The following is a 12,167-nucleotide window of genomic DNA, read 5'->3' as shown; positions in this document are numbered from 1 at the left end:
TTTATTGCAATACTTTCTAAGCTGCAAAGCACAGTAAAAAGGAGAACAAAAAGATTGTTCCCCTACGAATGCTTTATATTCCATGCCATTGAAAGCGGCTATAAATTTTTAGCGATCGCAAATCAGTTTTCATCTCGCCCGTGAACTTGAGCGGGTGGACTGGTTGCTTCAACAGCAGTAAATGATTCAAGAATTTTATAGGTGTGGCTGGCTCCTTTCGGTACTATCCAAGAACTGCCAGGTTCTAGTAAAATTGTTTGCCCTTCAATATGTAATTCTGCACGACCATTGATTACATAACCAACAGTTTCATATTCTCTTGCTGTTGGCTCTTTAGGTTCGTTTGGTTCCTCATTTTCCCACAGACGCATGGAAAGGCTTTTGCCAGATGCAAGGTATTTCTGACCAAGTTGGCCTTTAGGAGAATGGCTAGAGTCTACTTTGATAACGGTTGTATCAGACATATTTTTTGCCTCTTTTACTTTTAAACTTTGATTGTTTTGCCAGTGCGAGCTGCCTGGTAAATTAGTTGCATCAGCCTGACATCTTGCAAGCCTTCTTCACCAGGAGTTTTGGGCTGTTTATTCGCCATGATGGACTCGGACAAATGATCCATCTCTAGAGCGAATTGGTTCTTTTCCTGAATATTCTGTTCTTCAGTGCTGTTTTTGCGTTTGATTGTCAAGCGATGTTGGTAGTAGTCGGTAGCTGGATCTAACTCTAAGGCTGCATCTGAACCAAAAACTTGGATACGCTTGGTATCTGCATAGCCGTAGCTTGACGTGCAGTTAGCAAGCACACCACTAGGAAAACGCAAAACGAAGTTGACATTTTCCTCAACTTCCCGAAAGCGGGGATCGCCAGGGGTGCTGTACATCATGGCGCTAATTTCTTGTGGTTCTTCGCCTGTAATGTATCTAGCAGCATTCAAGCTGTAGATGCCTATGTCATAAAGAGAACCGCCGCCAGCTAGTTTTTTTTGTGCCCGCCAACGATCTGCGGGATCTTTGGGGTCGAGGTTGCGTCCGTGGTCAGAGGTGATGGTTTTGAGTTTACCGAGTTTGCCGCTTTGTGCAAGTTCGATCGCAGCGAGGTTGTACGGTTCATATTGAGCGCGGTAAGCAATCATCAACTTGCGATCGCCTTTTTTGGCAGCATCAATCATTGCTTGGCATTCCTCGACAGTAATAGCCATTGGCTTTTCGCACATGATATGCTTACCAGCTTGGGCACCACGAATACTGTATTCGGCGTGTAACCCATTAGGTAAAATGATATAAATAACATCAACCTCCGGGTTATTGCGGATGGTATCGTAGTTCTGGTAATTGTAGATATTTTTCGAGTTAACGCCGTATTGCTGGGCTATGCCTTCAGCTTTGGCGCGATCGCCACTGACTAACGCTACCAGCTTTGAACGCTTACATTCACCAAACGACGGAATAATCTGTTGCGTAGCAAATTTTCCCAAGCCAACAATAGCCCATCCTAACTTTTTTTCAGGAGGCATAGATGGTTCTTTGCTTGGTGCTGGCCCAGCTTGGGCTAAGGTACGATTAGGTTTAAAAATAGTACCTGCTACCCCAAAAGTACTGAGTGTAATTAACCCAAAACCTGCTTTGTGTAATATAGTACGACGCGTAAATTGTGATTTTAGTAAATCAAACATGGAAGGTTAGGTATTAAGTGTTGGGGCACTGGGCATTGGCAAGAGGCACAGGGGCAGGGTGAAGTTTACAGAGGGGAAAGAAGGTAATTTTGTATTCTTCCCCTTGCCCCCTTCTCCTTGCTTCTTCCCCATTCCCCACTATGGTTTGAGTACCACTTTGATGCAGTTATCTTTCTTGTGCTTAAAAATTTCGTAGCCGTGGGGCGCTTGTTCTAAAGGTAAGCTGTGAGTGATTATAAAGGTTGGATCAATATCACCGTTTTGGATGTGTTCTAGCAAGGGTTTTAGATACTTGTGGACGTGCGTTTGTCCCATTTTGAAGGTTAATCCCTTGTTCATGGCAGCGCCCATCGGAATTTTATCTAAAAAGCCACCGTACACACCCGCAAGTGATACGTGACCACCTTTAGCAGCAGATACTATTACTTGCCGTAATGCGGTCGGACGGTCTGTTTCTAGACGTACTGCTTGCTTTACCTGGTCGTACATCGCCATAAAGTCTGTGCCGTGTGCTTCCATTCCCACTGCATCTATGCAAGCATCGGGGCCACGACCGCCAGTCATTTCTTTGAGTGCTTCGCCAATATTCACTTCTTCGTAGTTGAGAACTTCAGCTTTGCCGTATTCTTTAGCCATTTGCAGACGTTCAGGAACGCGGTCAAAGGCAATTACACGTTCTGCACCTAGCATATATGCGCTTCTGATGGCGAATTGTCCGACTGGGCCACAACCCCAAACGGCAACAATATCACCGGGTTTGATGTTACAGTTTTCGGCTGCCATGTAGCCTGTGGGGAAAATATCTGTTAGAAATAGTACTTGCTCATCCGTTAAACCATCGGGAATTTTGAACAAGCCTACATCGGCAAAGGGTACTCGTGCATACTCTGCTTGACCACCGGCATAACCGCCGAATAAATGAGAGTAGCCAAATAGACCTGCTGGCGAATGTCCCATTTGCTTTTCTACTAACCAAGCATTGGGGTTAGAGTTATCGCACAATGACCACAAATCCCGATTGCAGAAAAAGCAGCTACCGCAAGATATAGTGAAAGGAACAACGACGCGATCGCCTACCTTCACATTTTTAACTGCACTTCCAAGTTCTACAACTTCCCCCATGAATTCATGACCAAGGATATCGCCCTTTTGCATGGTGGGAATGTAGCCGTCGTAAATATGCAAATCAGAACCACAAATTGCCGTCGAAGTAATTTTAACGATGGCATCGCGTGGGTTGATAATCTTGGGGTCGGGAACTGTATCTACCCGCACATCGTTTGCTCCGTGCCAGCAAACTGCTTTCATAATTATTTAGTCCTTAATTATTATTTCTGGCTCGTTAATATCAAGATAAACACTCGATTTAGCCTGACTTTGAGACGCGATATTTATCGCGTCTCAGTAAATTATCAAAGGTTGTTTTGCAGTGTATGAGTCAAAATGTTAGACTCAAAAGTTGCTACCAGTCTAGACTCTATTTCTTAGTTGCTTGCTAGGAGGATTTTGGTAATAACCTTCTTTTTGTCCACTTGATGGCTGAAGTGTTTCTTCGACTTTATTTTTTGCAGACTTAAGAAATTCTTTTGTAGAGCGAGGAGTCTCTTCATCCAAATTTAGCTTCTCGCGGATATTATCAGCAGCGCTTTTTAATCCATGCCCAGTATCTCCTTGGGAATTATTTAGCTCGTCTGGTATTCCTTTATAATAAGTACCCTCTGGAGTTTTAACATCAGCTTGTGCTACATTAACGTAGGTAAAAGCTTGACCCAGTAAAAACATAAATCCTACTAGGAAAACTACAACGATTTGGGAAATGCGAATATTTCGTAGCCAAGAAGTTACTCGATTCATAAAAAACCTCAATTACATTATGTTGGGTGTACAATTCAAAACTCTAAATGACTATTTGCCATTTAGGGTTTAAGAACAACTTTGATGCAGTTATCCTTTTTTTGTTGAAAGATGTTGTAGCCGTGGGGTGCTTGTTCTAAAGGCAATTGATGGGTGACAACAAAAGATGGATCAAGTTTTCCATCCAAAATCATCTGCAACAACAAATGCATATATTTTTGTCCATGCATTTGTCCCATCCTAAAGGTTAGACCTTTATTAAAAGCTGCACCTAATGGTATTTTGTCTACAAAACCACCATAAACACCCATGATTGAAAGAGTCCCACCTTTACGACAGGCAACCATCATTTCCCGCAGAACGTGGGGACGGTCAGTTTCCAATCTGAGCTTTTGTTTTGTCTGGTCGTAGAAGTCTTCTAAACCAACACCATGTGCTTCTAAACCCACAGCATCGATGCAAGCATCGGGGCCACGACCACCAGTCATCTCTTTCAACGCTTCGCCAGCATTAACTTCTTCGTAGTTAATCACTTCTGCTTTGGCAAACTTTTTCGCCATTTCCAGGCGTTCGGGAAAGCGATCGATCGCGATCACTTTTTCGGCTCCCATCATGTAGGCGCTAATCATGGCAAATTGTCCAACAGCACCGCAACCCCAAACGGCTACAGTATCACCCGGTTGGATATCGCATAATTCTGCACCCATATAACCAGTGGGGATAGCGTCGGAGATGAATAACAACATCTCATCCGGCAAATCTGGCGGAACTTTGACGACACCCACATCGGCAAAAGGTACACGGATATATTCTGCTTGTGCGCCTGCATAACCACCTAGCATGTGGGAGTAGCCATAAATGGCTGAGGTGATATTGCCAAATAATTTTTCTTGAATCCAACCGTTGGGATTGGAATTATCGCACAATGACCACATATCACCTTGGCAATAATGGCAATTACCACAGCCAATTGTGGAAGGAACAACTACGCGATCGCCTATTTTTAAATTGTTGACTCCCTTACCAACTTCCACGACTTCCCCCATGAATTCGTGACCAATAATGTCACCCTGTTGCACTGTGGGAATATAGCCACCATATATATGTAGATCGGAGCCACAAATCGCCGTGGAAGTAATTTTAATAATTGCATCACGCGGATTGAGAATTGTCGGATCTGGTACCGACTGTACCCGCACATCATTAGCACCGTTCCAGCAAACTGCTTTCATAATTAATTATTGGGCATGGGGCATTGGGCATTGGGGAAATAACTAGCTGCGTCCAGAAGGTTGACCTTCGGTTGTGGCAATTTCGCCTGCTTCCATTAGCATCTTGAAGCGGCGTAATTCATCGCCAATTTGCTGTTCTGGTTCTTCACCAAAAAGTTTAGCTACGGTAGCTGCCAATGCTCCACCAGGGGGGTTATACTCCAAAACAACCTTCACTTCCGTGCCGCGATCGCCTGGTGCTTTTGTGAAGCGAACAAAACCAGAATTATCTACGTCTGCACCTTCTACAGAAGCCCAAGAAATAAATTCATTTTCTCGGTCTTCGAGAATATCTGCATCCCATTCTACGGTATTATCCAAAGGTGCATTGGCAATCCAATGAGAACGTTTTTCGTCGTACACCTTGACAGATTTGAGATGCTTCATAAATGTAGGCAAATTCTCAAAGTCGTGCCAAAAGCGATACAATTCTTCTGCTGATTTCCTAATTGTTACCGTCTTTTCAACTTTGATGGGTTGGTTTAGACCTATTGCTTCCTGCGCTTTCTGGATTGTGCTTTGCTTGGTTGCACCTTGATAAACCAAACCACCACCTGCTAAAGCCGTCAGCGCTCCTCGCAATGAACCTTGCCTTAAACCCATCAGCACCATTGCACCGCCACCAATAAGGGATGCCCAACGCTCTACTTCACTAGCTTCTGGCTGATTTGTACTTGATTTATCCCCTGATGTTGAAGTCACTTTTTATATCTCCATTACTGTAAATTCACCACAGAGGCGCGAATACCCTCTTCTTTCTTGTGCATTATTTGCGCCTCTTCGGTAGCCGTCTACGTTCAAAAAACCTTACATTGATACAGCAGCCCCTGTAGTCGGCTTAGGAGGCTGAATCTGACCGCCTATTCGCGCCCGATACAACTGTGCCAATCGCTGTTCGTATTTCAATAAATCTTGGTAAAATTCTTTGAAAATAGCAGTTGCTACTGGGTCAGTGAACATTGCAGACAAATTGCCAATATCGCCGATACCAGTTTGCACATCACCTAAAGCAGAACGTAACTGATATATGTCATCACTTCCGGTCATGGCAGTTTTGACCTTGGCATACTGATTGGCAATATTTGCGCTTAAAGAGGGTTTTTCGCCCAATAGCTGAAGATAAGTTTCCAGTTTTTCAATGTGGCGCTGTTTATTAGCAATTATTTCTTGAAAGACTGAGTTAACTTCGTTATCTGATTCCTTTTGCAAGTAGTTTTCAAATGCTTCTAGCGAATAACGTTCACCAGCAAGGGCATTATTTAAACCTTTGGTGATCTCACCTTTAGTTGAGCCACCCCAAGCATCAGCCAGCTTCCACCATTCAGCACTTGTGTCTTTTTCATTTGGTAATGCAGCATCTTTGCCACCATAACCCAAACGGCTCAAAATAGCTGTGGTAAAAATTGGCAAGTCTCCAGGTTCACGAGATGTAATCAAATTTCCGTCAACTACCACCGGCTCATCTAGATATTTTGCGCCAGCGTTAATCATGTCCTTGGCAATAGCGACAAAACCAGTGGCTTGTTTACCTTTGAGCAAGTCGCCTTCAATCAAAACTTGTGGCCCATGACAAACAGCAGCGACTAGTTTTCCTTGTTGTATAGCTTCTTGGACAAAGCGTACTGTGTTGGTGTTCCGCCGCATTCTGTCGGGAGCCATCCCACCGGGAATTATTACAGCGTCGAATTCTGCTGCGATCGCCTCTGTTGTAGTCCCATCGGCTTGTATGTTAAGTTTGCCGCGTTTACCCTTATATTTTTCATTCATTCGGGAACCAAGGACTACTACCTCCATTCCCGCTTGTTTGAATCCATTATAAGGAACGGTAAATTCTGCATCCTCTACTGCTTGTTCAATGAGGATAGCAACTTTTTTCTTACCGGAGTGATTGTTCTGTTCAGTCATAGATGCTCTTACGTTTTTACTTTTAGTTTTTAACTAACTACAACAATGTTTATCGATTAAGACAGTTAAATAGTCAGATTTATTTTGAATAAATAATTTTGAATTATCTATTCATTAGGAGCATCTGCTACTTAAACTTATTTAATTATTTAGCATTTAGTTTAGTTACAAATTCAAATTCCGAGTTAAAATGCTAAACTTAATTTTTTGTTTTTCTCTTTTATCCAATCAGAAAATAGTTATGAGTGAAAAGCTCGCCAATAAATAATTTCGGTTTGATAACTTCTAACTCATAACTTCAACTACAAGTTCCTTGACCATGAATTCATAGTTACAATATTATGGTGCGATCGCTAGTTTAGCGTCGTTCCCAGGGGATAGATTATTTTATCAGCTATACACCTCTAGTTAGACAAATTTGTAAAAAGAAAACGTTATTGTGAGAATGCAGAAAAGGGCTAGTATCATGGCAGAAAAAAATCATCCTGACAAAATTAAAACCAATGATTTGCCACAAGAGATTACCGAATCCTACGGTACTGGTGTGAAAGACTTGCCAGGATACAATATTGGCGGACGCTCAATAAAAGCAGAAAGAGACGAGTACACAGAAACTAGTCCTGAACTGACTGGTGGGGATGTTGATGCTTATTGGCAAGATGCAGATGCAGTTGGAGATGAAGCTGTTGGTGGCAGTACTTCCACTCCCGATAAAAATGTAACAGAGGACTTAGAAGCCGCAGTAGGGCTAGAAATGGCTGATTCTGAGTTTCTCCATACCAACGATATTTTAGAGGATCGTGATGGCGATCGTTGGGAGTTAGATCCAAAGTCTTCTGAAGATTATCAAGACCGAGGAGAATAATTACCAATTACAAGAAGCAACTAAATTAGCCACTATCTCGACTAGTTCTTCTGGAGCAACCGGTTTAGATACATGAGTGTCAAAGCCAGCTTCCAAGGCACGGATACGAGCCTCACTATCAGCAAATGCTGTTAAAGCAATAGCCGGGACTCGTCCACATTTATTTGCTTTAAGCGCACGGAATTTGGTGATAAAAGTGTAGCCATCCTCCCCAGGCAACCCGATATCACTAATTAAAACATCAGGTTGCAATTCGGACAATACATTACGTGCATCTGCTGCTGATATCACTGCTATAACTGTTGCTCCATCCATTTCCAAGACAGTAGTGATAAAAAAGCGAGTATCATCATCATCCTCAACTACCAAGATATCTAAACCAGTAAGAGTTCCAGAAGTTTGCATAATAAATGACATTTGATTTATCCTTGCTTGCTATATTCGTAATTCGTAATTAAGAGAGTACAGAGCAAGCAGTGATTACAACTACGAATTACGTTAGCGAGTCCGCAAGCGTCATTATCAATTACGAATTATTATGACTTTTACACCCTTTAGAGCAGATTTGGGATTCACAAAAGTAAATTGATGTGCTGGGAGTGCTGATGAGATACCGAAGCAGGCTCTTTTAACAAGAAATGATTTAACACCATAATTTCAAACATATAGCTTGATGGTCACTACTCCTTCATCTATTTTCCTACTGTAAGACCACTTCGCACAAATGAAATTCAAGCGTTATTAGAAAGTCCTCACCTATCTCAATTTTCAACATAATTCAGAATTCAGGAGTCAGGAGTCAGGAGTCAAAATTCATTCTGAATACTGATTGACAAAATGCCTTTTACCTTAAACTCTCACTGATACCCTATACAACAGTCGGTTTGTACCCCAGCAAACTGCTTGTCTTCTTTAACCAAAGATTGGGTTATCAGTCTTCTCAATTCAGCATCAATTGCCTGATAATAATATTTCCTTGTTTGATTTTGCGATGCCTTGCATCCTACTATTGTAACCTCCCAGATCCAGCGATTAGGAGAAACCGATTTATCTTTGTCTCCGGCATATTCAGACCATTGCACAAAGCGTTTAGAAATGGCAACAAATGGATGTCTTACGCCAGTAACTAAAACTAACTGGTTTATCAGTTTTTCTTTGGATCTGTAACTATTGTCAGGAAAATCATATTGAGTAATAGATGCAAGCGCAGGATAAAATAGTGAGGTTACGATTGATAAGGATAGAACAATTTATTTAAGTATACAAACAAAAAAAGCCAACAATATTATTATTGAAGACTTTTTTGTTTTTCGTTGCTAGTGATTATTGAAGAGGTTTTCAAATATGCTGATACTGTAAAAATACAGCAGAGATTAAAATTAATTCCCAAGCCCAGCTAATTCCGTTTCGATCGAGGATAAAAATGATAGGGGCTGACTCATATTAGCAGCAAAGCCCAGAATTCCTGGATCTCGATGTTCGTAAAGTAACTGGCCTTTGGTATCAAACAGAAAAGTTCCACCACGCTGAGTTAAGTAGGCAGAATTAGGTACATAAGTATGCCAATTGCTTAAAACTTCCACCATATTCCGTAGCCGTAGAGTAGCTAATTCAAACGGACGTTGAAACCCACTTCCACCAGCTAATTGGAAAAACGAGCCTTGAAAAGCAGGTAAAGGAGTAGCTTGAATAATTTCATCATCTTCAATCAGTTGAGGGGCTTGACGATCTCCCTTATATCCGCGAAAAACTTCTCTTAGCGTTCCAGGACTTCCAAACCCTGCACACATTAACACTAGATTTAGCCAAGCTTTCTGAGCAGGGGAAAGTCCAGGGAGAGGAAGATTGAGACCTGAATAAAGTTTGAGTTGGTGATGTAGTTCTCCATTAGGTTCAACAAATAAATTTTCAGGTGGAAATCCTGTATATTCACAAAATCTTGTTCCAGAGGCGCGATTACCAATTCCCACTGCACGAATAGCTAGTTTTTCATCCGACAATTTTTTAGCTTCGCGCTGTAACCACCACGCATATTCAAGACTATCAAAATCCCCAAGTTGGGGCCAGACTAAAACAAGGATATATGAGGCAGTCTCGCAATTTTCTAGTAGGGGGCGAGTCATGGCATCACTAACACGCTGAAGTCTAGTCTGATTAAGGATAGTGTAAGGATTCATGACAAATGATGACTCGGATATTTGGGGGATCAGTGACACAGGATGTACTAAAGCATTAATATGCCATCATCTCAATTTTGTAAATATTTTGTTATACTAGTTAACAGAAGTTCATATTTAGGTTTGACACCGCTAAGTAAGGGAATACCCAGTAGGCCGCTTGATGAGTGTATTACTGCTAACGGCAGCTAGATATGAATGCTTCTTCTCAAGATTGCCAACATTGACCCTTTAGTTTTCGCCTAGTTGGGCGATTAATCCTGCGATGAATCAACCCATTACATTATCTTTAGAACAAGAATTTAGCCTTAGAACTTTTGCGGACCAAGTGCAGCAGATGTCGTGTGAACAAGCTCAAGAGTTTTTGCTTATGCTCTATAAGCAGATGATAATTCGAGAAACGACTTACCAAGAATTGCTCAAACATCAATGGGAACTTGATTCAGACTCAATATTGGGTTAAAGCAAACAAGCAAATAAATGTTTTGAATTTAGCAGCGACAAAGAAATATTGTTAGAAACTTGTGGGAGAGAGGAGCAGCCATTGGCTGCTCCTCTCTCCCATGTTTTTAATTGATTATTATTCTATTTATTGCTGATTTTATTTTTTGGAAGTACCTTCGCACTCCAATTGAACTAATGTCTGCGAAATAGTGACTTTAATTGATAGGTTAGTATTGGCGCGCTCGGCGTTTCACCACTTAATAAATGATATATAACTGAACATGACTATAAGTGAATAGACGATACACTTACGCGTTGAGATGACAAACCTATACTGATAAAACTTTTAGTTAAATAATTTTTAATTAGCTGACCAAGAATCTTAATTCCATGTTCAATATCCTCTGGTGTTTGGCAAAAGTTCAAGCGCATGGCTGGATACCCTTGCCCTAGAAAAAATGCAGCACCACTAGCAACAAGGACATTGTGAGATAAGGCTTCAGAGCAAATTGCTTGAATAGGTAAATAGTATGGCAGATGAGTCCACAGAAATAAGCCACCTTTCGGAATTGTCCAGGTGATAGCTTCCGGAAAGTAGTTTTCCAAAGCTTGCAACATCACATTCCGACTTTGCAAGTTATTAATACGTAAACGATTCAAGTGACGGCGGTAATGTCCCGATGCTAAAAATTCGCTCAAAATTATCTGGGATACTGTAGAAACATGCAAGTCATTGAGTAATTTATGCTTTACCAGAGATTGATGATGCTCACCTGTCACCACCATGTAACCAACTCGTAGTCCAGGCATTAAGGTTTTTGAAAATGTACTAATATAAGTGACCAAATCATGACGATCTAGTGCCTTGATAGGAGGAGGAACAGGTTGAAAGTTTAACCCTTCGTAAGCATTATCTTCCAAAATAAAACACTCGTATTGTTGTGCCAATTTTAATAAATCTTGCCGATGAGTTTGGGAGGTTGTAATACCTGTTGGATTATGTAAAGTACTAATGGTGTAAATTAATTTTGGTCGGTGACTTTTGAGATACTGCTCCAACAATTCTAAATTCATTCCCTCTGCTGTCATGGGAATTCCTATAACTTTGGCCTGTAAATTTTCGAGAATTCCCAATGCTCCATGATAGGTTGGTGTTTCTACAATCACCCAGTCATCTTTTTGCAGGTAATATTGCATAGCTAAAAATAAAGCTTGCTGTGAGCCAGTAGTAATAATTATGTCTTCAGCAGTAACTTCTAATCCTTGTTGAACTAACATCTGAGCAATCAGTTGCCGCAGCATAAGTTGTCCTTGAGGAAAGTCTTCTCTAAAAAGGATATCTCCTGCATTAGCCAATGCTCGTTTTGCAACCCGTTGCAGGTTATCTGAAATGCAAGTAGAAGGAAAACCGGAACTGAACTCAATAATGTTTTGCTGCCGTCGAGCTTGAATTGAAGCTGTGTATTGCTCAAAAAATGACCCTCCACCTTGTGAAATTATCACCTCTTGAGACGGGGCAAAAGTTGAACGCAAAGTCAGGCTAGGTAATACTGTGATTGTACGGTTTACAAAATAGCCTGAACCCTGACGAGCATGGATGAGACCATCAGCTTCTAAGAGACTGTAAGCCTCAATTACAGTCAACTTATTAACTTGAATACTCGTAGACATCACCCGAATAGAGGGAAGTTTTTGCCCATCTGGTATTTTGCCAGATTGAATCAGACGACTGAGATAGTTGCGAATCTGTAGATATATCGGGGTTGATGAGTGCCGATCTAAAGGAATATTCACTGTGAAACCCTTCCTTCGGGATGATAGTAGGGATTATAGGCAATATAAGGGATTTTTTTGTATTTGAACTGGTACAGTTGAGTGCAGTTTGACTAGAACAGTTGTAAATACTGTGACTGTACCAGTCAAAATTGGACAAATCTGTACCTTCTCACTGGTATTTTTCCAAGCGAATCTAGAAAGTATCT

Annotated in this window: 12 protein-coding genes; 2 read left to right on the top strand and 10 right to left on the bottom strand. The window is 41.3% G+C overall.

The genetic code is table 11. The features are described from left to right. Positions 1–122: 122 nt before the first annotated feature. The 7 genes from RMY27_RS13680 to RMY27_RS13650 form a co-directional block, all read right to left on the bottom strand. Positions 123–464: a cupin domain-containing protein gene (locus tag RMY27_RS13680; protein ID WP_322663989.1), complete on the bottom strand. Its 342-nt coding sequence runs from the start codon at positions 462–464 to the stop codon at positions 123–125. A 20-nt stretch (positions 465–484) separates the two neighbouring features. Beyond that, positions 485–1,669: a Gfo/Idh/MocA family oxidoreductase gene (locus tag RMY27_RS13675; RefSeq protein ID WP_322663987.1), complete on the bottom strand. Its 1,185-nt coding sequence runs from the start codon at positions 1,667–1,669 to the stop codon at positions 485–487. A gap of 138 nt (positions 1,670–1,807) precedes the next feature. Further along, on the bottom strand, positions 1,808–2,977 hold the full coding sequence (locus tag RMY27_RS13670) for a zinc-dependent alcohol dehydrogenase (RefSeq protein WP_322663985.1): 1,170 nt from the start codon (positions 2,975–2,977) through the stop codon (positions 1,808–1,810). 162 nt (positions 2,978–3,139) lie between these two features. Next, entirely contained in the window at positions 3,140–3,523 is a 384-nt protein-coding gene (locus RMY27_RS13665; protein ID WP_322663983.1) for a hypothetical protein, read from the bottom strand. Positions 3,524–3,585: 62 nt separating this feature from the next. Further along, the gene (locus RMY27_RS13660) at positions 3,586–4,755 is read right to left on the bottom strand and encodes a zinc-dependent alcohol dehydrogenase (protein ID WP_322663981.1); all 1,170 of its coding nucleotides are present in this window, start codon (positions 4,753–4,755) and stop codon (positions 3,586–3,588) included. A gap of 42 nt (positions 4,756–4,797) precedes the next feature. Beyond that, the gene (locus tag RMY27_RS13655; protein ID WP_322663979.1) at positions 4,798–5,496 is read right to left on the bottom strand and encodes an SRPBCC family protein; all 699 of its coding nucleotides are present in this window, start codon (positions 5,494–5,496) and stop codon (positions 4,798–4,800) included. A gap of 105 nt (positions 5,497–5,601) precedes the next feature. Continuing rightward, on the bottom strand, positions 5,602–6,699 hold the full coding sequence (locus tag RMY27_RS13650) for a DJ-1/PfpI/YhbO family deglycase/protease (RefSeq protein ID WP_322663978.1): 1,098 nt from the start codon (positions 6,697–6,699) through the stop codon (positions 5,602–5,604). A gap of 466 nt (positions 6,700–7,165) precedes the next feature. Between RMY27_RS13650 and RMY27_RS13645 the strand changes: the two genes are divergently transcribed. Then, positions 7,166–7,564, top strand: coding sequence for a DUF6335 family protein (locus RMY27_RS13645; RefSeq protein ID WP_322663976.1), 399 nt, complete (start codon positions 7,166–7,168; stop codon positions 7,562–7,564). Here the strand turns inward: RMY27_RS13645 and RMY27_RS13640 are convergent, their stop codons facing one another. Next, the gene (locus tag RMY27_RS13640; RefSeq protein WP_322663974.1) at positions 7,565–7,981 is read right to left on the bottom strand and encodes a response regulator; all 417 of its coding nucleotides are present in this window, start codon (positions 7,979–7,981) and stop codon (positions 7,565–7,567) included. It abuts the gene before it with no gap. Positions 7,982–8,943: 962 nt separating this feature from the next. Beyond that, entirely contained in the window at positions 8,944–9,741 is a 798-nt protein-coding gene (locus RMY27_RS13635; protein ID WP_322663972.1) for a peroxiredoxin-like family protein, read from the bottom strand. A 265-nt stretch (positions 9,742–10,006) separates the two neighbouring features. On the opposite strand from RMY27_RS13635, the gene RMY27_RS13630 reads away from it, so the two are divergent. After that, entirely contained in the window at positions 10,007–10,204 is a 198-nt protein-coding gene (locus RMY27_RS13630) for an NblA/ycf18 family protein (protein ID WP_322663970.1), read from the top strand. 266 nt (positions 10,205–10,470) lie between these two features. Here the strand turns inward: RMY27_RS13630 and RMY27_RS13625 are convergent, their stop codons facing one another. Continuing rightward, entirely contained in the window at positions 10,471–11,979 is a 1,509-nt protein-coding gene (locus RMY27_RS13625; RefSeq protein WP_322663968.1) for a PLP-dependent aminotransferase family protein, read from the bottom strand. Between the last annotated feature and the right edge of the window lie 188 nt (positions 11,980–12,167).

It is taken from the genome of Nostoc sp. DedQUE09 (assembly GCF_034530915.1).
GTDB lineage: Bacteria > Cyanobacteriota > Cyanobacteriia > Cyanobacteriales > Nostocaceae > Nostoc.
Note: the sequence above shows the minus strand (reverse complement) of the source record. Positions and strands in the feature narration are given on the sequence as shown.